The following is a 20,835-nucleotide window of genomic DNA, read 5'->3' on the forward strand; positions in this document are numbered from 1 at the left end:
GGAAAAGCGGGCGTTACAGGAACGCCAGGTTGACCAGCCAGAACGAGAAGGCCGCGACCAGCGCCGCCGCCGGCATCGTGATGAACCAGCCGAGGATGATGTTCTTGGCGACGCCCCAGCGCACCGCGTTGACCCGCTTCGTCGCGCCCACACCCATGATCGCGGACGTGATGACATGCGTCGTCGAGATCGGCGCGTGGAAGATGAACGCGGTCGTGAACATGATGCCCGCGCCCGTGGTCTCGGCCGCGAAGCCCTGCGGCGGGTCCAGCTCGATGATCTTCCGGCCGAGCGTGCGCATGATGCGCCAGCCACCCGCGTACGTGCCGAGCGACAGCATCACCGCACAGGAGACCTTCACCCAGATGGGGATCGGGTCGCCGGGCGCCTCGACATCGGCGATGACCAGGGCCATCACCACGATGCCCATGGTCTTCTGCGCGTCCTGCAGACCGTGCCCGAGCGCCATACCGGCCGCGGACACCGTCTGCGCGATACGGAACCCGCGCTTGGCCTTGTGCGGGTTGGACTTCCGGAACATCCACATGATCGCGACCATCACCAGATAGCCCGCGATCAGACCGACGACCGGCGAGATGAACATCGGGATGACGATCTTCTCGATCACCCCGGACCAGATCACGCCGATCCCGCCCGCGAGCGCCGCACCCACGAGTCCGCCGAACAGGGCGTGCGAGGACGACGAGGGCAGGCCGAAGTACCAGGTGATGAGGTTCCAGACGATCGCGCCGACCAGTCCGGCGAACAGGATCCACATGCCCCTGTTGCCGTGCGGCGTCTCGATGATGCCCTCGGAAACGGTCTTCGCGATCCCGCTGCCCAGGAAGGCACCCGCCAGGTTCATCACCGCGGCCATCGCGAGCGCCGCACGAGGCGTCAGGGCACGCGTGGAGACCGATGTGGCGATGGCGTTCGCGGAGTCGTGAAAGCCGTTCGTATACGTGAAGAAGAGGGCGACACCGATGGTGACGACCAGAGCGAAGGTGTCCACGAAGCCTCAGGACTCCTTGACCGCGATGGTCTCCACGGTGTTGGCGACGTGCTCGAACGCATCGGCCGCCTCCTCGAGCACATCGACGATCTGCTTGAGCTTCAGCACCTCCATGGCGTCGTACTTGCCGTTGAAGAGCTGGGCGAGCAGCTTGCGGTGGATCTGGTCGGCCTGGTTCTCGAGACGGTTGACCTCGATCCAGTACTCCGTGAGGTTGTCCATGGTCCGCAGGTGCGGCATGGCCTCGGCGGTCAGCTCCGCGGCGCGGGCGAGCACCTCGATCTGCTGCTCGACGCCCTTGGGCAGCTCCTCGACCTGGTAGAGGACGACGAGGTCGACGGCCTCCTCCATGAAGTCCATGATGTCGTCGAGCGAGGACGCGAGGTTGTAGATGTCCTCGCGGTCGAAGGGCGTGATGAACGAGGAGTTCAGCTGGTGGAAGATCGCATGCGTGGCGTCGTCTCCCGCGTGCTCCGCGGCCCGCATACGCTCTGCGATCTCGGCCCGGGCGGAGGAATCCGCCCCGAGCAGTTCCATGAGGAGCTTCGAGCCCGTCACGATGTTGTCCGCGGAAGCCGCGAACATGTCGTAGAAGCTCGTCTCCCTGGGGGTCAGACGAAAACGCACGTGGGGTCCTCGGGGTGCTTCGGGTTCGGTGAGGCTGATGCTAGGCGCATCAACCGGCCACGGCTAACCGGCCGCTCCCCAGTGTCGCCCATCGGGCACAGTGATCAGCACTGGCCCTCCCATGACGGGGGCCTCGCCGGGGTATGGCCGGGGAGTGACCCCCGGACGAAGGCCGGGCGACGGGCGGGATGCGGCGGGAGCGAGAGCTCTGGCCGATACGGGCGTGTCGAGTACCATATACCCACCAGGGGTATCTCGGGAGCTGCCGGGGGAGTCCGGGAGAATCGGGGATACGCGATGAGGAGGACGGGATGACCACCACTGAGGCCGGCGCCACCACGCCCGAGCCCGCACCCGTGGTGACGGACCACGACCGCGGGGTGCACGGGTACCACAAGCAGAAGGAAGAACACCTCAAGCGGCTGCGCCGGATCGAGGGCCAGATCCGCGGTCTGCAGCGCCTGGTCGACGAGGACGTCTACTGCATCGACATACTCACCCAGGTCTCGGCCTCGACCAAGGCCCTCCAGTCCTTCGCCCTGCAGCTCCTGGAGGAGCATCTGCGGCACTGCGTCGCGGACGCGGCGCTCAAGGGCGGCGAGGAGATCGACGCGAAGGTGGAGGAGGCGACGAAGGCGATCGCCCGGCTGCTGCGTACGTGAGGTTACGGGTGGAGCCGGGTGTGACCTCGGCACATCCCGGCTACCCCTCCCTCTCGGCCTGCCCGAACACGTCCCCGACTCCCAGCACCTCGTCGATCCGGTCCGCGCTGAGCCGCTCCTCGTCCGCGGTGGACGCCGCGATGATGAGGTCGCCGCACAGCTCGATCTCGGCGAGGGCGACGTGGTCCTGAACCGCTCCCCTGCCCTGGGCCGGAGCCACGTACATCACCTCTTTCCGCCGTCGGCGGTCGCAGATTCCCAAGCGTCGGCTCTCCCGGGCCCCGGCTCCGCGCAGCCTCCGCAGAGCCTCCGACTGCCCGAGTCCCGACTTCCTAGAGTAGGGAGCGGTCTACGGAACGCGCATGGCACGTACGGACCATTTCGGGTTGTGAAATCGGGCCCCGCGATGGCGGGTTCGGGCCACGCGTGCATGCGTTCCGGCCGTGCGACGGCGGGTTCGGGCCACGCGGGGATGCGTTCCGGCCGCGCGACGGCGGGTTCGGGCCGGACGGGAGCGGGTTCCGGCCGCCAGGCATCCGGCACCGACCAGGAGCTCAGCCCTGCGCGATCCTGCCCGCGTAGATGTCTCCGGACTCGGGCAGCTTCGCCGCCGCCTTCGTCCCGAACGCGTCCAGCCAGGTGGTCGACATCACCGCGACCGCCTTCCCGGATCTTGAACCGGAACCGGCGGGCGCCCCTGAAGCGCCTCCTGAACTGCCGCCTTCAGTCTGGCCGTTGGCGAAGCTGAACTCATGGCGGATCTTGCGCAGCCGCCCCTCGTCGTCGAGGTAGGCGTCGAACGGCACGGTGTCCTTGGTGAACCCTTTCACCGCCGCCCGCAGCACCGCTCTGTTCTCCTTGGGTGCCAGCTCCGCCGCACGCGCCAGATCGACCACGCCGCGGTAGTGCCGCACCGCGACACCCTCGACCTCCGCGGGTCCCGCGTACTCCACCGAGCGTGCGCCGCGCAGGAGTTCGGCGGCGGTGAGCGGGTCGGTGGCACCGCCCGTGACCAGGTTTCCGTCGGAGAGGGTCGTGGTGTCGATACGGACCCACTTGTCGGCGGGGACGCCCGCGCCCCGGTTCTTCATGTAGAGCGCCCCGGGCGCGAGCATCTCCGTGATCGGGCCCTGCGGCTCGACGCCCGCCGGGTCCTGCGGCAGCTGCACCCTGAGCTCGCCGACGCGGCGTACGAAGTCGTATGTGCCGGAGCCGCGGATCGTGACCCGGGTGCCGCCCGAGGCCATCTCCATCGAGGTGCGGGCACGGGCCGTGCCGGCCCGGACCAGCTCGTCGGCCGCGTGCTGCAGGGCCTGGTGGGGATCTCCGCCCGCGTCGTCCGCGGCGGCACCGCCCGGGGAGCACCCCGCCGTGGCCAGGACCAGACAGGCCAGTCCCGCGCCCACCGGAGCGGCCAGGAAGCGCCGGCTCCTGCCGCTGCGACGCCTCTCGAGCTGCTGCACCACCATCGCCTGCCTACCCCCAACACTGGCCGTCCGTACGCGGGGCCCCCTTGTGCCCCGCTTAACGACCAGTGCCGGTCCCCGTCACGGGCCTTGAGCATGGGCCGTGGGCGGCTACGGTTGAAACGTGCAACAAAAGCCTCCACCCTCCGGCGAACCCGACCCGGCCGCGGCCCACCACACCAGCACGGTCGAGCAGGGCAAGTTCTGCACCGCGCACTGCACCTGCGGCTGGCGCGGTCCGGCACGCAGGGCACGGTCCAAGGCGAGATCGGACGCGCTGGAGCACGCGAGCGCCTAGGCGGCCAACCCGCGTACCACCGAGGCCCCTTGGGGTACATCAGGTCCATGAAGTCCATGGACCGGCGTACGGCGCTCATCGGCGGGGCCGCACTCGCGCTCTCCGCGACCGCGGGCTGCACCGGCTCGGGCGGAGGCGGGAGCTCGCCCTCCCCGTCGTCCTCCGGCGCACCGCCGGACGGGAAGCCGAGCAGCCCACCGGCCCGCCGCACCCCCGACTGGCCCGCGCTCGCGGAGGATCTCGACGGCGAGCTCATACGCCCCGGCGACGCGGACTGGGACAGCGCCCGGCAGCTCTTCAACACCCGCTTCGACGGCCTGAAGCCCGTGGCCGTCGCGTATGTGTCGGGCGCCGAGGACATACGGACCGCCCTCGCCTTCGCCCGCGGTACGCGCATCCCGGTCGCGGTGCGCGGCGGTGGCCACTCGTACGCGGGCTGGTCCTCGGGGGACGGACGGCTGGTCCTCGATGTGTCGCGGCTCTCGTCGGTACGGGCGAGCGGCGGTGCCGCCACCGTCGGGGCGGGGGCGCGGCTGATCGACGTCTACCGTGCGCTGGCCGCCAAGGGGACGACGGTTCCGGCCGGTTCGTGCCCGAGCGTCGGGATCGCGGGCCTGGCCCTCGGCGGCGGACATGGTGTGACCTCGCGGGCGTACGGGCTGACCTGCGACAGCCTGACCAGCGCGAGACTGGTGACGGCGGACGGCAAGGAGCTGGTGTGCTCCGGTGACGAGCACACCGATCTCTTCTGGGCGTTGCGCGGGGCGGGCGCCGGTCAGTTCGGCGTGGTGACGGAGCTCGGCTTCCGTACCCATCCGGCTCCGCAGGCGGTGGCCTGCTCCATGGTCTGGCCCTGGGAGCGGGCGGCGGATGTGGTCCGGGCCTGGCAGCGGTGGGGGCCCGGGCTCCCGGACGAGATCTGGTCGCAGTGCACCGTCGGCTCCGAGGCCGGAAGGGGGCCGACGGTACGGGTCGCGGCCTTCTCCCTCGGCACCTACGGCGAGTTGCAGAACGCCGTCGACCGCCTCGCGGACGCGGTCGGCGCCCCGGCCTCCGGAGTGTGGCTCCAGCGCAAGTCGTACGAGGAGGCGATGGAGATCTACGCGGGCTGTGCGTCGTTCTCCGCCGACGAGCAGTGCCGGCTGCCGGGCGGGCTTCCCGGGCGGGACGCGGCGGGCCGGCTCGGGCGGGCCACGTATCTGGCGCGCTCGGACTTCTTCGCGCGCGAGCTGCCGCAGGCCGGGATCGGTGCGCTGGTCGCCGCGGTGAACCGGACGCCGGACGCGCGCTACGGCACGGTCGCGCTCACGGCACTCGGCGGTGCGGTCAATCGCGTCGCCCCGACGGCCACCGCCTTCGTGCACCGCCGGCAGCGGATGCTCGCGCAGTACGAGGCGGGGTGGCGGGCGGGGGCGTCGGGCGCGGGCGCGGAGTCCTGGCTGACGCGCACGTACGCGGCGATGCGGCCGTACGCCTCGGGCGCCGCCTACCAGAACTACGTGGACCCCTCGCTGAGGAACTGGCGCGCGGCGTACTACGGTCCGGCGGCGAGCCGGCTGACCGGCCTGAAGCGGCAGTACGACCCGGACCGGGTCTTCACGTTTCCGCAGGCGCTGTAACTCAGTCCGCAGGCGCCACCCCCACCGGCGCCCGGCAGCGCACCGCGCCCCGAACGGCCGAACCCGCCCCTCATACGGCCCACCCCGACACACCCTCCGCTGGCCCGACCCCGCCCCCGGAGGTCCCCTGGACGGACCGGTCATCACCGCAACCCGAGGGCAGGTCGCCATGACAAGAAGGACCCGTACCCGAATAGCCCCCCTCGGCTCCGTCGCCGCCGCAGCCATGCTGCTCGCGGCGGGCGCGAGCCCCGCGGCCGCCGCCTCCGGCACCGGAGAGTTCGCCGCCGCCCACCCCGAGGCCGGCCCGCTGGCCCTCGCCTCGGCAGCGGTCGCCGCCGTAGCAGGCGGTTACGGCCTGAAGCTGATGCGCAGACGTCACACGGAGCCCGCGCACACAGAGCCCGCGCCCGTCGAGAGCGCGGCCGCCGAGAGCCAGGCCCGACAGCCCGCTCCCGAGCGCCAGTTGACCGCAGGAACTCTCAACTCCGCGAGCTGACCCGGGCGGTCACGCCGCCAGATCGTTCCGCCCCGACCCCGTATCCGGGGCGTCGTCCGCCACCCGCGGCTCCGGCAGGTCCACGGCCGAGTGCGGCAGCGGCACCTGACGGGCCCGTACGAGGAAACCGGCCCGTGAGCGGCTGACCGCCGTCACGACCGGGGTCAGCAGGGCCATCGCCAACGGCGCGAGCAACAGCGTCGTCGCCGTGCCGAGCGCGAAACCGCCCACCACGTCCGTCGGATAGTGCACGCCCATGAGCACCCGGCAGAAGCCCTCGACGAGTGCGAGCGCGATGCCGATCAGTCCGAACTTCCGGTTGGCGACGAAGAGTCCGGCGCCGAGCGCCATCGCGAGCGTGGCGTGGTCGCTGACGAACGAGAAGTCGCTCTTGCCGTCGACGAGCAGCTCGAGGCCGGTGTGGTCGACGAAGGGGCGGGGCCGCTCGACGAAGCCGCGGATCGGGATGTTGACAAGGACCGCGATGCCCGCGGCCAGCGGCGCCCAGACGAGACCGGCGACCGACACCTCGGGCTCGGGGCGGCGCCGGACCGAGGCCCAGCACCACAGCACGAGGACGACCAGGGCGATCAGCAGTCCGTACTCGCCGACGAAACCGATCGCGCGGTCGAGCCAGTCGGGGGTGGACTTGGTGAGCCCGTTGATGTCGTAGAGCAGATCGATATCGGGGTTGGACGCGCCGTCGACGGCGAACTCCGGTCCGGCGGACGCGCCGGAAACGGCGCTCTCCACTCCAGCCATGGTGCCGCGGCCCCTTGTCTCGTCGTGGGCGCGTGCTCACGCGCCCGGATCTCAACCCCCGTGCTTCAGCTTGGTCAGTGCGTCTGCCGTCCGGTGTCGGGACCAGTGTTGCGGTCCGTCGCCGGGAGAACGGTCACTTCCCCTTGTTAGGTTCCACTCTCCACCGAAAGATCACTCGGACGTTATCGAAGAGTGACTCATCGCCGCAGCTCAGAGGGCCCGTCCTGGCGCCGGGTTTCGGCCAACTCACGCGCCCGCGGCCGCCTCCGCAATGCCCTCGCGCGCTTCCTCGAGGGCCTGCGCCCCGTCCTGTGTGACCCGGGTCGCACCGAAGTAGTCGGGGGTGTCCACCGGTGCGAAACGGATCACCGCACCGGGCCGTGGCGCATCGATCATGTAGCCGCCGCCGACATAGATCCCGACGTGCCGGATGGCCCGTGAATTGGTCAGGTCGTCCGAGAAGAACACCAGGTCACCGGGGAGGAGTTCGCTCCGCTTGGGGTGCGGTCCCGCGTTGTACTGATCGTTGGCCACGCGCGGCAGCGTCACGCCGACCGTGTCGTACGCGGCCTTCGTCAGACCCGAGCAGTCGAAGCGTCCGTCGTCCTCCGCGGTGCCGTCGCCGCCCCACAGGTACTCCGTGCCCAGTTGTTCCTGCGCGAACGAGATCGCGCCGGCCGCCTGCCGGGAGGGGCTTACTCGGCCAACAGGGCGCGCGAAACTCTTCTCCAGGGTCGTGATGGTCTTCACATAGTTCTGGGTCTCGCGATACGGGGGTACGCCGCCGTACTTGATGACCGCGTACGCCCCCGCGTTGTACGCCGCGAGCATGTTGTGCGTCGGGTTGCCCGGCGCGTCCTTCACATAGCCGGCGAGCTTGCAGTCGTACGAAGCGGCGGACGGGATCGCGTCGTTGGGATCCCAGACGTCCCGGTCGCCGTCCTTGTCGCCGTCGACCCCGTGCGCGGCCCAGGTGCCGGGGATGAACTGCGCTATGCCCTGCGCCGCCGCGGGACTCTGCGCTTTCGGGTTCCACCCGCTCTCCTGGTACAACTGCGCGGCGAGCAGCGCCGGATTGATGGCCGGGCAGAGATTGCCCCACTTCTGTACGAGCGGCTGGTACGCGGCCGGCACGGCGCCCTTGGCGAGGCCGACGGCTCCCTTGCCCACTCCGTTGGCCAGATTGCCCGCGACCATGAAGGTGCCGACGACGAGCAGCAGCACGAAGCTGAGTCCGCCGCCCGCAAAAGCGGCTGTGACCAGCCAGGCCTTACGCATCGTCCACCGCCCTTCACGCACAGGAAGTCCGCCGCGCCCAGTGTATGGGCGGGCGGACTTCTGTTCGTGGACCTGTGGACAACTGCTCGGAAGCCTTGTGGACAACCGTGGGGAATCAGCCAACTCCCCTGGTGGGGCGGCCGATTCACGCCGCCAGGGCCACCGCCTCCACCGCGGGTGTCCGCAGCTGGCGCCACGCGGTCGCCATACTCGTGCCGATCGTCACCGTGGCCGCGATTCCTGCCACGGCCAGCCAGATCCCGAGCCCCTGGTCGGGCAGCACCTGGTCGGTCCGTACGGTCGTGAAGGCCACGATCCCCGCGAAGCCGGTGAGCGATCCGAGGGCGACGCCGGTCACCGTGAGCACCGCGCTCTCGGCGCCGACCATCGCGAGCACCTGACGGGGTGTGGCTCCGGCGAGGCGCTGCTGGCCGAACTCCCGTACGCGGTACGAGGTCGCCGCGTACAGGGTGTTGATCAGCATGATGCAGCAGAAGGCCACGATGATCCCGACGACGGCGTAGTTGAGCGTCTCCAGGGTCTTGGCGTCGGCGGCCTTGACCAGGCCCGAGGCCTTCACCGCGTCGTTCTCGACGCCCTGCATGTAGAGGGTCGCGACGGCCATGCCGGTGAAGAGGATCAACGGCATGAGGACGTTGGAGAGTTGGGCGGCCCGCTGCCGCATGTTGCGCACGGTCAGATAGCCGCCGGCGCCGGCGAGCGCGGTGATCGGGCCTTCGAGGACGGTCAGGACGCCCGGCAGGATCCGCGTGGAGAGCAGCGCACAGCCGACCGAGAGCAGGATCGCCCCGTATGCGGGCGGCGCCATCATGATCTCGGCGTCCGAGTCGAGCAGGAACGTCGCCGAGACGCTGAGGGCTCCGGCCACCAGCGCCGCGTAGGCGAAGAAGGTCCGTCCCCTGCCGGGCCGCCTGCCGGCCGCCCGGCCCGCTCGCCGTACGGCGAGGAAGGCGGCGCCCACCGAGGCGAGCAGCGTGATGTCGAACCCGGTGGCGAGCGCGATCGCCCCGAAGGAGTGCTCGACCGGGCCGGCCACCTGTCCGCTGTCCTGGAACACGTCGAGCAGCAGCTGCCCGCCGAAGATCGCGGGCACGACCGCGAGCGCGGCGCCGAGCAGCGCGACCACGAAGGCCTCGCCGACGATCATGCGCTTGATCTGCGCGGGAGTCGCCCCGGTGGTGCGGAGCAGCTCGATCTCCTCGCTCCGCTGCCGTACGGCGACGGTCAGCGTCGAGGCGACGGAGAAGAAGACGAGGAGGCTTCCGTAACCGCCCACGACGCTCGCGGCGACCGTCAGCGTCTCGGCACTGCGGTCGTCGACCCCGGCGCCCGCGGCCGTGTCGTGCATCGAGTTGAAGGTCATGATGATCAGCGCGCCCAGGAACGAGCTGAACAGCGTGGCGGCGAACCGCCCGGGACGCTGCCGAATCGACCGCATGGCCAGCGCGAACATCGCTCACACCCCCAACTGGGCCGCGTAGTCGGACCCGTTGATGTCGTCGCCGAGATGCGCGAGCCGCTCCGCGACCGCGTCGACCGTCGGCCGTTCCATGTGCCCGGCGATCCGCCCGTCCGCGAGAAAGACGACCGAGTCGGCATACGAGGCGGCCACCGGGTCGTGGGTCACCATGACGACCGTCCGGCCGTGCACCCGTACCGCCTCCTGAAGCAGGTGCAGCACATCGCGCGCGCTGCGGATGTCCAGCGCGCCGGTGGGCTCGTCGGCGAAGACCACGGCCGGTTCGGTGACCAGCGCCCGTGCGATGGCGACACGCTGCCGCTGTCCGCCCGACAGCTCGTCGGGCCGGTGCTTCAGGCGCCCGCCGAGCCCCACCTGCTCCAGTACGGAGCGAGCCTTGGCCTTGTCGATCCTGCGGCCCGCGAGCTTCAGCGGAAGGATGGTGTTCTGCGCGACGGTGAGGGTCGGCAGCAGGTTGTACTGCTGGAACACGAACCCGATCCGCCGGCGCCGGAACTTGGTGAGCTCGGCCTCACTGCCCTTGCCCATCTCCTCGCCGGCCACCATGACGATGCCGCTGTCGGGCCGCTCGAGACCGGCCGCGCACTGCAGGAGCGTGGTCTTCCCGGAGCCCGACGGGCCCATCACGGCGGTGAACGTCCCACGGGCGAGGGACAGACTCACGCCGTCCAGCGCCCGTACCGCGCTCTCGCCCTCGCCGTAGCTCTTGCTGACCTTGACGAGCCGCAGGGCTTCGTCGGTCTGCCGCCCGGAGGCGCCCGTCTTATCCCTCTTGTTCCCAAACATCTCAGCCTCTTCATGCCGGTATGGCGTGCTTTCCCTTGCCGTACTTCGAAGGTAGGGACGGAGGCTCGGCGGCACATTGGGTGTGGGGCCCGGAACGGGGTGGTGGTGGATACACCCCCGGCGGTACGGCTGACCCGCCGGCCGCCCTCGAGGTTGGGCCGTTCGCCGTCGTCGAGCCCCCTCTTGGCTCAGCTGACGGTGCGTCAAGCGCTGGAACCGATCAGCGTATGAACGCGAAGGATCCTTCGGTCTCTCGTCTTCGTCGGCACGAAAGGCAGCACATGGAATTCAGGCGCGCTTGGGTGGGCGCTGTGACCGGCATCGTCGGGGTGTCGGTGGCCTGGACCGGGGCGCTGCCCGCGGCTGCCGCCTCCGGCCCTACGGCTGCGGGCAAGGGCTGCGTGGAGGCCACGGCCCCGTACCAGAAGCAGGTCGAGAAGCTGCTCGGGCTGCGGGCGGACGGCAGCCAGTCACCCGAGGACTGCCGGGCGGTCCAGGCGTTCCAGCGGCGCGAGGGGATCAGGCCCGCCAACGGGTACGCGAGCCGCGCCACGCTCCACATGCTGACGGTGGCCACGGCCCGCAGGAACCCGAACGCGGGTGGGCGCTGCCCGGTCCGCAAGCGCCAGGTGGCGTGCGTGGACCTGACGCGGCAGCTGATGTGGGTGCAGCGGGGCCGCAAGGTGGTCTACCAGGCCGTGCCGATCCGCAGCGGCCGCGCGGGACTTGAGACGCGCCGGGGCTGGCACACCGTGTTCCGCAAGAAGCGGCACGACATCTCGACCCTGTACGACAACAGCCCGATGCCGCACTCCCAGTACTTCTCACGCGGGCAGGCCATCCACGGGTCGCTGACCAATCTGTTCAGCGGGCCCGGTTCGGCAGGCTGTGTGAACCTGCGTCCCGGGGACGCGGCGCGGCTGTGGAAGGTGCTGCGGGTCGGTGACTCGGTGGTGGTCTTCGGGCGTAAGCGCCGGTAGGAGCCCTGCCTTACGTGCCGTGGGGGCGCGACCGGTTTCGGTCGCGCCCCCACGGGCGTCATGCCACAACCACCTTGCTCAGTACGTCACTTCATGCCGTACTTCGGCGGGCAGTACGTGCGGTACATCTTCGAGGGCTTCGAGGTGACGCCGTCCTTGGTGACGGTCGCCGTCAGCTCGGTGCACGGCGGCAGCGGCTTCTTGGGCTTGCAGGACCACGTGCCGTCCGCCTTGACGGTCGTCGTGCAGACGACGTTGCCGTCCTGGTCGCGGACGGTCACCGTGGCGGGAGACGTGACCTTGGACTTGCCCGTGACCGGCTTCTTCTCGCCCGCGTCGGTGATCACCGGCGGGCTGATGCACGGCTGGCCGACCTCCACCGTGTACGTGCCGACGTCCGAGGTCACTCCGCCCTTGGTCTGCGTGGCGGTGAACTCGTTCGGACCGCACGGCATGAGCTTGCTGGGCGTGCAGGACCAGGAGCCGTCGGGCTCGACGGTGGCCGTGCAGACGGTGTTGCCGTCCTTGTCCTTCACCGTGACCACGGCGCCGGGCTCACCCTCGCCCTCGAGGTCGCCGGTGATCGGGCCGGTGATGGTCGGGGGCTCGAGCAGGCGCCACTGGATCTTGACCGTGCCGTTGCCGCCGTTGGTCATGTTGGTGCCGGCCGTGCCGCCGCCGCCCTGCGCGGTGGTGCCGGCGACCTGGAGGGCCGTGTTGAGGTAGCCGGAACCACCGCCACCACCGCCGTCACCGACGATGGGGCCGGCGGCGCAGCCGCCGCCACCGCCGCCGTACCACCCGGCACCACCGCCGCCGCCGGCGTCGATGGCCCCGCCGGTGGCACCCGCACCACCCTTGAACTGCGCACCCTCCGTCGCGACGGTGGTAGCGGTGCAGCCGACACCCACACCGGCAGGGCCGGGGGCGGTCTGCCGCCCTGAGCCACCGGACAGCTGAGCGCTCACCCTCGACTCACCTGTGGAGCCACCACCCATACGGCCGGCCGTATCCGCCTGGGAGCTGCCACCCGGCGCACCGCCACCGCCGCCGGCGACCACCAGCGGCGTACCACCTGCGGCACCCTGCCAGATGGCGCTCAGGCCGCCACCGCCACCGGCGGAGCGGGAGCCGCGGCCACCGTCGCCGCCGCCCATGAAGCCGCCCTTGCCGGTACCACTGCCCGCTTTGCCGCCGCCTCCGACGGTGACCGTGAGCTGCTGGCCAGGCGTGGCCGGTACGGTTGCCGTGGTGCTACCGCCGGCGCCGGCCTGCTGGCTGCCGAGGTGTTGAAGCTGCCGCCGCCACCGGCCCCCTTGACGTCGAACTTGAGATCACCGATCGCTTTCGCGGGCACGGTGAAGCTCTGCTGGGAGCCGGTGAACGCGAACGTCTGGCATCCCGTATAGGGCGCGGTGGGCGTACAGGCCGCCCTTCCTCGCATCGCGTCCGTACCCTGCCCGGAACCAGGGGCAGCCGCTGCCGGCTAGCTCCCCATCGCCAGGAATGCGGCCGCCGCCATGGCGACCAGCGCGGACGTGCTTCTGACAGCACGCATCAATGGATCTCCTCGTTCTCGGGGGAGTGAAGGGCGCCCCTTGCGTTGACGATCGGGACACTCGGGTCACGCCTACACCCCCGCTGCCGCAGAGACCGGGAGCTGGTTCCCGTATTGCATCCGGTGGGCGAGTAACTTCGCTCCCCGGGGCATCCACGGGCTCCGGCCCGCGCGGCCAGGGATCACCAGGGATCAGCCGGGATCAGCCGGGGATCGCGCCCGGGATCGCGCCCGGGATCAGCGCCCCCCGCTCCACCAGCCTGGCCACCTCCGGCAGCGCGGCCAGGACGAGGCGGCTGCGGTCGGTGCCCTCCGCCTCGGCGAGCCGGGTCAGCTGGTCGCCGAGCGTCTCGTCGGGGCGGCCGCTGCCGCCGATCAGGGCGACGCCGAGCGGTGTGGTGCGCTCGTTCCAGTTGAGGCCGTCCGAGGGGATCTTCAGGAGCTGCTGGTTGAGGTGCCAGCCGCCCGGTCCTGACGCGGAGTCGGGGCGCAGACCCGCCTCCTGCCAGAGCCGTACGCCCGGCCCTGGACGGAAGTGCGCGGTCAGCGGGTCGTGGTCGCGCAGCCAGTCCTGCCGCGTGAACCAGTCCGCGACCTGGGCGCCGGTCAACTCGGCGGCTTCCGGCGACAGTTCCTCGATCCGTACGACGGGATCGTGACGGTCCGTACGGCGCAGCACCACCGTTCCCGTCCCCACGCCCGTGATCTTCCGGTCCTCGAACCAGCGCAGCCACGACTCACGTTGCCCCAAGTGCTCCTCGCCACCGCTCTGTTCGAGCCAGTGGTCCACGTAGGCGCGCGCGTCCGTCACGCCGCGCTGCACGATCCAGGCGTCGAGGCCGGAGTCGGCGGGCAGCCAGTGCGCCACGCGCTCGTGCCAGTCCTCGCCCGCGACATGGGCCCAGTTCGCACGGAACTGCAGATGGCCGCCCTCGGTAAGCAAGTCCGGTGCGGCAGCGACGAGTTCGGCGCACATCGCGTCGCCCGGACGGCCGGAGTCGCGGTACACGCAGTGGACGGTGCCGGGGCCCACCGCGTACGGCGGGTTGGAGACGACGAGGTCGAAGCGGCGGCCCGCGACGGGCTGGGTCATATCGCCTTCGAGTACCTCCCAGTCGAGCTCGTTCAGCGCGGCCGTGGTGGCGGCGAAGCGCGCGGCGCGGGCCGAGAGGTCGGTGGCGACCACGGTGTCCGCCTGGTCGGACAGGTGGAGGGCCTGCACCCCGCACCCGGTGCCGAGGTCGAGCGCGGTCCCGACGCGGTGGCCGAGGGTCGCGCGCCGCAGCAGGGTCGCGGTCGGCCCGATCGGCAGCACACGGTCCGCGCGCCGGTCGCGTGCCTCGGGCCGCAGGAAGAGCGGGAAGTCGGAGACCGCCCACCACTTCTCGTACGGATGCAGATAGACCGCCGCCCGCACCAGGCCCTCGCCCGCCGGCTCCAGAAGCGGTACGACGGCTTCGTCGACCTGCACGATCGGGACGCCGCGGCCGCACATGAACAGCCGGATGAGCACGCCCAACGGGTCGCTTTCACCGAGCAGTTGGAGCGCCGGTTCGGGGTCGTAGCGATTGAGGGCGTGGGCCGCTTCGATGCCGATCCGCGTGACGATCCCGTCCCGCGTGTAGCCGTACTGCAGCAGGACATCGCGCAGTGCCGCGGTGGCCTGAGGCGTGAGCAAAGGCTCTGTGCTGGTCGTCATATGAGGGTATTCGGCGGGCGATCCGCCCGTCTTGACCCTTACTCCATGCGGTTACTGCCATTGAGCGAACGGGCTGAACTGACCTTGCCGTCCGGCGAGTTGAGATCAACAGCCCGATTCGCCCTGCTATGGAGTCCTCATGGAATCCAGCACCACCACTCAGACCCGGCGCCTGCGCGCGGGCCTCGCAGGCGGACTGATCTGCGTCGGTTCGGTCCTCACGATGCCGTACGCGACGGCCGCGAACCCTTCCGAGCGCGAGGTCATCGCCCCGGCCCAGGACACGGGCCCGGCATCCCCCGCGGGAGCGACCACGACGGGCCACCCCGCGGGTTCGGAACCGCACGCGGGCTTCGGCCCGCTGGGTACGACACTCTGAAGCTCCGCCCCGCCTTCCCGCCCCGACCGCCCTCGTCATCCACAGGCTGTGGATGACGAGGGCGGCGCCATGTGCGATCGGACCGGCGCCGAGGTCGGTGTCAGAGCTTCACAGGTTGCCCTTGCAATCAGCGCTTTGCGCTTCGTAGGCTCTGGGCGGTTTCGGCTGCCCACAGCCGATGTCGAGCGGCGGGGGATCCGAGAATGTCCTGGGACGAATGGGAGCAGCTGAAGGCCGACGCGGCCGGGCGCCAGGAGGGGCGGATGCAGCTGAACCAGCTGCCCGCGGAGGGCGGTGGCGGCGGGGGTCGCGGCGGCGGCCGCAAGGACCTCGTCGTTCGCGACAACGAACTCGGCAAGCTGGGCAACCTGGCCTACGACCTGCGCGAGCGCTTCCGGGTCGACAGCGACCTCGCCCGGCCGAGCACCTTCGACGCCTCGATCGAGCTCTTCAACGACGGCCTCGACACCGGCTCGGCGCTCACCGAACTCCACGACGCCTGGAACAGCAAGGCCCACACCGTGAAGGAAGCCTGCGCCCACATCTCCAACGGCCTGGACTTCGCGCGCTCGCAGCATGCGAAGGACGACGTCAAGGTCGAGACCGCGATCAAGTCGTCGGTCATCGAGAGCTACCTGAAGTAGGGGGAACAGGTGCTTACTGTCGCGGAGTTGACGGAACTACGCCTGGGGAAGCTGAAGGAAGCCGTCGACGACTGGAAGGTCATGTCCGGCAAACTGCAGCAGCTGGCGGACGGCAAGGCCGAGGGCGTCTCCGCCACCGCCCTCGCCCAGCAGGCGAACGGCGCGGACTGGACCGGTGTCAACGCGACGGTCACCCGCACCTTCATCACGAACACCTCGCGCGAGTTCGACCATGCGGCCGCCGAGGCCAAGACCATCCACGGTCTGCTGCAGGACATCCACCACGACTTCGCCAAGCACAAGACCGATCTCAGGACCGCCCTGGCGGACGCCCGCGCGAAGAACATCCGCGTCCACCAGGACGGCTCGACCGAGGATGCCTACGTTCATTCGGTCGGAGACGGCGGCAACACGGACCCGGTGCCGCAGTCCGAGCTGACCGCCGCCGCCGAGAAGATCGGGCGGATCCTCTGGGAGGCCACGGAGACGGATCGGATCGCGGCCAAGGCCCTGCGCGACATCGCGAAGAACAAGCACGGCTTCGACAAGGGCGGCCCCCAGGACCTCGAAGCGGCGGACAGGCAGCAGGGCAAGGAAGCCGCGGCCTACTGGGCGAAGAAGATCAAGGATGAGGATCCCGGGACCTGGAGCGATGACGAGCTCGAGCGCTTCAACGAGACGCTGAAGGACCATCGGGACAACCCCGGCTTCACGGCGACTCTCGCCACCCGCCTGAGTGGCGAGGGCACGCTCGAGTTCTGGCGGGAGCTGGCCTCTCCGGCCGGCCCGCCGATCGAGGGCGACCGCGCGAAGCTGCTGGCGCAGGTCCAGGACAACCTGAGCATGTCCCTTGCGAACGCGACCAGTTCGAACGCTCCGGGCATCGACGGATGGCAGCGCGAGGTCATCGCGGCCGGCGACAAGCAGTTCCCGATCCGGGAGGGTCTGCAGGGCCCCTACGGTTACCAGATCGCCGGCAGCCTGATGCAGAAGGGCAAGTTCGACTCGGGCTTCCTCAACGACTACGGCACATCACTGATCGAGTTCGAGCGCAAGAAGGGCAACGACTCGGTGCTCGGCGAGCCGGGCGACCTGTGGAACACCCCGTTCCAGCTCGACTATCCCCCCTCGGACAAGCCCAACGATCCGGTGGCCAACTTTCTCGACGGCCTGGCCCACAACCCGCAGGCGTCGGTGGAGTTCTTCAACGACTCGACGTCCGGCAAGGGCTTGGACGAGGTCAACAACCTGGCGTACCTGTCCGGGATGCCGGAAGACGGCTCGACCGACGCGATCGAGAACCCCCGCAAGTGGCCGGAGGGCGAAAACGGCAAGCCGCTCGGGTACGCGAGCCTCGGCCATGCCCTGGAGTCGGCGACGCTGGGGTATGCGTATGACGACAAGACGCCGGAGATTCCGTCGTTGTCGACCGAAGGCATGAGCAAGGAGGAGGCGGCGAAGGCGACCGAGGCTTTCAACAATGCGCGGGATGCCCGAACCGAGCTGATGGACCGCGTGGTCAGCCATTACGGCTCCGCCGACCTCGTCGACGCGCAGCCGGGGATGCGGGACAGTCTCGCGAAGATGGCTGCGGGGCATGTCGACAGCATCACCTACTCGGCGAGTGAGTTCGGCGGCAGCCGGGGTGTGGCCGGTGTCGCGGGGTTGATGGATGCCGACCAGAAGCGCCTGGCCGATTTCGGCGGCCCCGACGCCGTGCAATTCCTTCGGGCCATGGGCTCCGATGAGGACTCGTACAACACCGTCTCTGCCGCTCAGCAGATCTACGGTGCCAGCCTCATGGAGGCTCAAGGCAACAACCACAGTGCGGCCATGAACGCGGGTGGATACAGCCTCCTGGTCCACGGTGTGCTCGACGAGGCGCGAATGGAGGCCATCGGCACGGATTTCGCTGACAAGGAGGCCTCCGAGAACGAGAAGAACGAGCAGGATGCGGCCTGGAAGAAGTTCGCGGCAGGCGCCGTGATCGGCGGTGTGGTCGGAGTGGGCGCGGGTGCGGTCGTCCCGGTGGGAGCCGCTGCGGCCATCGCGGTCCCGATCGCCTTCGACACGGCGGAGGGAGCCATCGGGACCTGGGCCGAGAACAAACTCGACTGGCTCAAGCCCGAGGAATACAGCAACGACCAGCAGTCGATCGAGAACATCGATACGGCGAAGAGCGTTGCCGAGACGCGCGCGATGTCCCCCATCGTCAGTTACGCGGAAGCCAACGGAATCGTGGGCGACAAGTGGGACGATCACGATGAGGATCTGCGCAGTATGTACCTGTTCGGCGCCGAGAAGGGCGACACCGATAACTCGAGGGTCAAGTCATGATGCGCAAAGTATTCAGCCCTCTTTTCGGCGTCCTCGCCCCACTCCTCGCCATCAGCGCTTGCAGCGGTGGAGACGAGCCGAAGGAGCAGAGGTCGGAAGGAGAAGAGGCCTGCACGGCGGTTCTGGGCGAAAAGGGAATGCAGTGGCTGCAAACCCGCATCGCAGAACCGGAGTTCAGCGACCCCACCTCGGTCGGCAATGCCCGCGACTGGTTCCGCGGCCAAGTCAGGGACTATCGACCAGGTGACCTTCCGAACTACGTGACCTCACAAATGTGCGAGGCGGGAGACGCTTCGGAAGACGCTCTGGGCGGCACTCAGGTAGAGCTGCGCTACGGCGTATCCAGCTATCCGTTCGACTACGAGTTCACCAAGCAGCGCGATGTCGGCGACAGGACAACCGTGATCGATGCCGGTCCGGACGTGAAACTTGTCTACTGGCCCGACGGGACATCGCGGAAGAGGTTCGAGTACCACGTGTATGTGAAGTGCGGGGTACCCAACTCACACGAGACGAGCCTCAACGAGGTTCCTCTCGAAGGCACACTCAAAGACAACCTCACCGGCGACCCCAGCCCCCGCACCCACCTCAAGCACCTTCTGCACTCCGCAAAAGTCATGGCCGACGGCTTCGGCTGCACCAACAACCCGCAGATCCCCACCACCGTCCCCACCTCAGTCAAGGACTGAAGCGGCGACGGGGCGCGGGCCGCCGGCCAACCTGATACGGACGCCGCGAGAGGCCACGGATGATGAGAAAGCACGCTGTATCGACCCTGGCGCTCACGCTCCTTACAGTTTCCGGGTGTTCAGGAAATGAAGAGCAGCCGAAGCCTGCGGAATCCAAGCAGAGCACGTGCGGTCAGCTCCTGGGGGAATCCGGAATGGACTGGCTGAAGAACGAGGCCAAAGGGCAGGAACTGAGCTTCAGCTCACCCGAGAGACCGGCAGATGCTCGCACGCTGTTCCGACAGCAGGCAGCCGACTGGGAACCGGACACCGCGGGCGACACACCGCGTTTCATCGACTCCGAGCTCTGCCGAGTCAGGGCCAAGTCGGCTTCCGACACTGGCCCGTTGACCCTTCGGTTCGGCGCTTCCGTCGCCCCTTTCGATACCGACTTCGCCAAGCCGGTCGGCGACGGCATCAAGCGCACGGCCTTCGAAGCAGGTCCTGACGTAAAGCTCGTCTATTGGCAAGAGCGCACCGACGGGTCGATGCAGTACTACGCCTACATCAAGTGTGGCGTTCCCGGCGCTGCAGCGAACCGTGCAACAGAAGTCCCTCTCCGCGGGCACATGACGGACGGCCTGACCGAGAACGACAGCCACCGCGCCCATCTCCAGCACCTGCTCCACTCCACAAAGGTGGCGGCAGAAGAATTCGGCTGCACCAACAAGCCCGACATCCCCACCACCGCCCCCACCTCAGTCAAGGACTGAAGCGGGGCGGGGCAAGGGGGCCGGGGTTCAGTCCTCCAGGGCCTGGTACAGCGTCGTCCAGAAGTCGAGCATGAGCTGGATGCCGTACGGAGCCGAGGCGCCGACCTGCGTGCACAGGACGCCGACCAGGTCGTTCGTCGGGTCCGCGTACGAGGACGTGCCGCTGCCCCCGTCCCAGCCGAACTGGCCCACCGGGGCGTAGTCACTCCGATACGTACGGACCGCCATGCCGAAGCCCCAACCCCCCTGCTGCCCCTGGCCGAATGAGATATGGACCGCGTCCTTCGCCAGCTTCGTGCGGGCCGCCAGCTGCTCGGAGTCGAGCTGGTTGGTCGTCATCAGGGTGACGGCGGCACGGGAGAGGATGCGCTCGCCGTTGTGCACACCGCCGTTCAGGAGCATGCGGAAGTACGCGTTGTAGTCGTCCGCCGTGGAGACCAGCCCACCGCCGCCGCCCTCGAAGGCGGGCGGCGAGCACCAGCGGCCGCCCTCGGGCTCGTCCCACGCGTGGAAATCGCCCGACTGCGGGTCCGGCGCGTACAGGGTCGGCAGCCGGTGGATCCGGTCGGCGGGCACGTGGAAGCCCGTGTCCTTCATGCCCAGCGGCTCGAAGATCCGCTCCCGCAGGAACTCGCCGTACGACTGGCCCGAGACGCGCGAGACGAGCACGCCCACCACGTCATGACTGATCTGGTACTGCCAGCGCTCCCCCGGCTGATGCATCAGCGGCAGCGTGCCGAGCCGGCGCATGAACTCGTCCGGCTCCGGCATCGGCGTCGGCAGATTGGGCGTGAGCCCCTGCGCGAAGACCTCGTTCATGACCGGGGTGCCGATCGACGTCATATCCATACCGAGCCCGAACGTCGAGGTCAGCAGGTCTCGTACGGTGATCGGGCGGCGCGCCGGCTCGGTCTCGTCCAGCGGTCCGTCGAAGCGCTTGAGCACCTGCCGGTCGGCGAGCTCGGGCAGCCACTCGTCCACCGGGTCGTCCAGACGCAGACGGCACTCGTCGAGCAGGACCATCGCGCCCGCCATCGCGACCGGCTTCGACGTGGACGCCATACGGAACAGGGTGTCGCGGCTCATCGCCTCCCCGCCGTCGTGCCGCATCGTGCCGAGTACTTCGACGTGGGTCTCCTCGCCCCGGCCGACGAGTGCGACAAGGCCGGGGATCTTCTTGGATTCGACGTGCCGGGCGAGGACGTCGTGCAGTCGGTTCAGGCCTGACTTGGAGAAACCGGACGCGCTGTTGGGCATTGCCAATCTCCTTGTGTCCAGGGTGAGTTG

At 69.4% G+C, this 20,835-nt stretch carries 21 protein-coding genes; 10 read left to right on the plus strand and 11 right to left on the minus strand.

Translation table 11 applies throughout. From position 1 onward, the window contains the following. Positions 1-13 precede the first annotated feature (13 nt). Entirely contained in the window at positions 14-1,012 is a 999-nt protein-coding gene (locus ABT367_RS05745) for an inorganic phosphate transporter (protein ID WP_199551624.1), read from the minus strand. A 6-nt stretch (positions 1,013-1,018) separates the two neighbouring features. After that, positions 1,019-1,639 carry a DUF47 domain-containing protein gene (locus ABT367_RS05750; RefSeq protein ID WP_052582416.1) on the minus strand — a complete coding sequence of 207 codons (621 nt, stop codon included), beginning with the start codon at positions 1,637-1,639 and terminating at the stop codon, positions 1,019-1,021. Positions 1,640-1,950: 311 nt separating this feature from the next. On the opposite strand from ABT367_RS05750, the gene ABT367_RS05755 reads away from it, so the two are divergent. Further along, a complete protein-coding gene (locus ABT367_RS05755) occupies positions 1,951-2,301 on the plus strand; it encodes a metal-sensitive transcriptional regulator (protein ID WP_165333941.1) in 351 nt (116 codons plus the stop codon). Between the two features lie 40 nt (positions 2,302-2,341). Here the strand turns inward: ABT367_RS05755 and ABT367_RS05760 are convergent, their stop codons facing one another. Further along, positions 2,342-2,527 (minus strand): hypothetical protein, encoded by a 186-nt coding sequence (locus ABT367_RS05760; RefSeq protein ID WP_352249945.1) that lies wholly within the window; start codon positions 2,525-2,527, stop codon positions 2,342-2,344. Between the two features lie 328 nt (positions 2,528-2,855). Continuing rightward, positions 2,856-3,770 carry a hypothetical protein gene (locus tag ABT367_RS05765; RefSeq protein ID WP_352249947.1) on the minus strand — a complete coding sequence of 305 codons (915 nt, stop codon included), beginning with the start codon at positions 3,768-3,770 and terminating at the stop codon, positions 2,856-2,858. 121 nt (positions 3,771-3,891) lie between these two features. Between ABT367_RS05765 and ABT367_RS05770 the strand changes: the two genes are divergently transcribed. The 3 genes from ABT367_RS05770 to ABT367_RS05780 all read left to right on the plus strand — a co-directional run bounded on the left by ABT367_RS05770 (position 3,892) and on the right by ABT367_RS05780 (position 6,183). Continuing rightward, positions 3,892-4,065 carry a hypothetical protein gene (locus ABT367_RS05770; RefSeq protein WP_352249949.1) on the plus strand — a complete coding sequence of 58 codons (174 nt, stop codon included), beginning with the start codon at positions 3,892-3,894 and terminating at the stop codon, positions 4,063-4,065. Positions 4,066-4,121: 56 nt separating this feature from the next. Continuing rightward, a complete protein-coding gene (locus ABT367_RS05775) occupies positions 4,122-5,684 on the plus strand; it encodes an FAD-binding oxidoreductase (protein WP_352250018.1) in 1,563 nt (520 codons plus the stop codon). A gap of 169 nt (positions 5,685-5,853) precedes the next feature. Continuing rightward, a complete protein-coding gene (locus ABT367_RS05780) occupies positions 5,854-6,183 on the plus strand; it encodes a hypothetical protein (RefSeq protein ID WP_352249951.1) in 330 nt (109 codons plus the stop codon). A 9-nt stretch (positions 6,184-6,192) separates the two neighbouring features. Here the strand turns inward: ABT367_RS05780 and ABT367_RS05785 are convergent, their stop codons facing one another. The 4 genes from ABT367_RS05785 to ABT367_RS05800 form a co-directional block, all read right to left on the minus strand. Then, complete coding sequence (locus ABT367_RS05785; protein ID WP_352249953.1) at positions 6,193-6,945, minus strand: phosphatase PAP2 family protein; 753 nt, start codon at positions 6,943-6,945, stop codon at positions 6,193-6,195. Positions 6,946-7,191: 246 nt separating this feature from the next. Then, positions 7,192-8,223 carry a bifunctional lytic transglycosylase/C40 family peptidase gene (locus ABT367_RS05790; protein ID WP_352249955.1) on the minus strand — a complete coding sequence of 344 codons (1,032 nt, stop codon included), beginning with the start codon at positions 8,221-8,223 and terminating at the stop codon, positions 7,192-7,194. 145 nt (positions 8,224-8,368) lie between these two features. Continuing rightward, positions 8,369-9,697: an FtsX-like permease family protein gene (locus ABT367_RS05795; RefSeq protein ID WP_352249957.1), complete on the minus strand. Its 1,329-nt coding sequence runs from the start codon at positions 9,695-9,697 to the stop codon at positions 8,369-8,371. A 3-nt stretch (positions 9,698-9,700) separates the two neighbouring features. Then, entirely contained in the window at positions 9,701-10,510 is an 810-nt protein-coding gene (locus ABT367_RS05800; RefSeq protein ID WP_352249959.1) for an ABC transporter ATP-binding protein, read from the minus strand. A 302-nt stretch (positions 10,511-10,812) separates the two neighbouring features. On the opposite strand from ABT367_RS05800, the gene ABT367_RS05805 reads away from it, so the two are divergent. Continuing rightward, the gene (locus ABT367_RS05805; RefSeq protein ID WP_352249961.1) at positions 10,813-11,490 is read left to right on the plus strand and encodes a L,D-transpeptidase; all 678 of its coding nucleotides are present in this window, start codon (positions 10,813-10,815) and stop codon (positions 11,488-11,490) included. An 86-nt stretch (positions 11,491-11,576) separates the two neighbouring features. Here the strand turns inward: ABT367_RS05805 and ABT367_RS05810 are convergent, their stop codons facing one another. Beyond that, a complete protein-coding gene (locus tag ABT367_RS05810) occupies positions 11,577-12,647 on the minus strand; it encodes an Ig-like domain-containing protein (RefSeq protein ID WP_352249963.1) in 1,071 nt (356 codons plus the stop codon). Between the two features lie 603 nt (positions 12,648-13,250). Next, positions 13,251-14,747, minus strand: a complete 1,497-nt coding sequence (locus ABT367_RS05815) for a methyltransferase (RefSeq protein WP_352249965.1) — start codon at positions 14,745-14,747, stop codon at positions 13,251-13,253. Between the two features lie 139 nt (positions 14,748-14,886). Between ABT367_RS05815 and ABT367_RS05820 the strand changes: the two genes are divergently transcribed. The 5 genes from ABT367_RS05820 (at position 14,887) to ABT367_RS05840 (ending at position 19,548) form a co-directional block, all read left to right on the plus strand. Beyond that, on the plus strand, positions 14,887-15,126 hold the full coding sequence (locus tag ABT367_RS05820) for a hypothetical protein (protein WP_165334832.1): 240 nt from the start codon (positions 14,887-14,889) through the stop codon (positions 15,124-15,126). 203 nt (positions 15,127-15,329) lie between these two features. After that, the gene (locus tag ABT367_RS05825; protein ID WP_352249967.1) at positions 15,330-15,770 is read left to right on the plus strand and encodes a hypothetical protein; all 441 of its coding nucleotides are present in this window, start codon (positions 15,330-15,332) and stop codon (positions 15,768-15,770) included. 27 nt (positions 15,771-15,797) lie between these two features. After that, complete coding sequence (locus tag ABT367_RS05830; protein ID WP_352249969.1) at positions 15,798-18,107, plus strand: hypothetical protein; 2,310 nt, start codon at positions 15,798-15,800, stop codon at positions 18,105-18,107. Continuing rightward, positions 18,104-18,796: a hypothetical protein gene (locus tag ABT367_RS05835; RefSeq protein WP_352249971.1), complete on the plus strand. Its 693-nt coding sequence runs from the start codon at positions 18,104-18,106 to the stop codon at positions 18,794-18,796. Before ABT367_RS05830 ends, ABT367_RS05835 begins: the two co-directional genes overlap by 4 nt. Before the next feature lie 194 nt (positions 18,797-18,990). Next, positions 18,991-19,548, plus strand: a complete 558-nt coding sequence (locus ABT367_RS05840) for a hypothetical protein (protein ID WP_352249972.1) — start codon at positions 18,991-18,993, stop codon at positions 19,546-19,548. Positions 19,549-19,575: 27 nt separating this feature from the next. Here the strand turns inward: ABT367_RS05840 and ABT367_RS05845 are convergent, their stop codons facing one another. Beyond that, positions 19,576-20,805: a serine hydrolase domain-containing protein gene (locus tag ABT367_RS05845; RefSeq protein ID WP_352249974.1), complete on the minus strand. Its 1,230-nt coding sequence runs from the start codon at positions 20,803-20,805 to the stop codon at positions 19,576-19,578. Positions 20,806-20,835: the final 30 nt, after the last annotated feature.

The sequence above is a fragment of the Streptomyces mesophilus genome (genome assembly GCF_040300965.1).
GTDB lineage: Bacteria > Actinomycetota > Actinomycetes > Streptomycetales > Streptomycetaceae > Streptomyces > Streptomyces mesophilus_A.

Excerpts from the sequence above, each read along its gene's own strand:
- ABT367_RS05765 (WP_352249947.1), bottom strand. The coding sequence starts at position 3,770 with ATGGTGGTGCAGCAGCTCGAGAGGCGTCGCAGCGGCAGGAGCCGGCGC.
- ABT367_RS05785 (WP_352249953.1), bottom strand. The coding sequence starts at position 6,945 with ATGGCTGGAGTGGAGAGCGCCGTTTCCGGCGCGTCCGCCGGACCGGAG.
- ABT367_RS05800 (WP_352249959.1), bottom strand. The coding sequence starts at position 10,510 with ATGTTTGGGAACAAGAGGGATAAGACGGGCGCCTCCGGGCGGCAGACC.
- ABT367_RS05825 (WP_352249967.1), top strand. The coding sequence starts at position 15,330 with ATGTCCTGGGACGAATGGGAGCAGCTGAAGGCCGACGCGGCCGGGCGC.
- ABT367_RS05780 (WP_352249951.1), top strand. The coding sequence starts at position 5,854 with ATGACAAGAAGGACCCGTACCCGAATAGCCCCCCTCGGCTCCGTCGCC.
- ABT367_RS05840 (WP_352249972.1), top strand. The coding sequence starts at position 18,991 with ATGGACTGGCTGAAGAACGAGGCCAAAGGGCAGGAACTGAGCTTCAGC.
- ABT367_RS05810 (WP_352249963.1), bottom strand. The coding sequence starts at position 12,647 with ATGGGCGGCGGCGACGGTGGCCGCGGCTCCCGCTCCGCCGGTGGCGGT.
- ABT367_RS05820 (WP_165334832.1), top strand. The coding sequence starts at position 14,887 with ATGGAATCCAGCACCACCACTCAGACCCGGCGCCTGCGCGCGGGCCTC.
- ABT367_RS05760 (WP_352249945.1), bottom strand. The coding sequence starts at position 2,527 with ATGTACGTGGCTCCGGCCCAGGGCAGGGGAGCGGTTCAGGACCACGTC.
- ABT367_RS05755 (WP_165333941.1), top strand. The coding sequence starts at position 1,951 with ATGACCACCACTGAGGCCGGCGCCACCACGCCCGAGCCCGCACCCGTG.
- ABT367_RS05790 (WP_352249955.1), bottom strand. The coding sequence starts at position 8,223 with ATGCGTAAGGCCTGGCTGGTCACAGCCGCTTTTGCGGGCGGCGGACTC.
- ABT367_RS05775 (WP_352250018.1), top strand. The coding sequence starts at position 4,122 with ATGGACCGGCGTACGGCGCTCATCGGCGGGGCCGCACTCGCGCTCTCC.
- ABT367_RS05845 (WP_352249974.1), bottom strand. The coding sequence starts at position 20,805 with ATGCCCAACAGCGCGTCCGGTTTCTCCAAGTCAGGCCTGAACCGACTG.
- ABT367_RS05835 (WP_352249971.1), top strand. The coding sequence starts at position 18,104 with ATGATGCGCAAAGTATTCAGCCCTCTTTTCGGCGTCCTCGCCCCACTC.
- ABT367_RS05795 (WP_352249957.1), bottom strand. The coding sequence starts at position 9,697 with ATGTTCGCGCTGGCCATGCGGTCGATTCGGCAGCGTCCCGGGCGGTTC.
- ABT367_RS05815 (WP_352249965.1), bottom strand. The coding sequence starts at position 14,747 with ATGACGACCAGCACAGAGCCTTTGCTCACGCCTCAGGCCACCGCGGCA.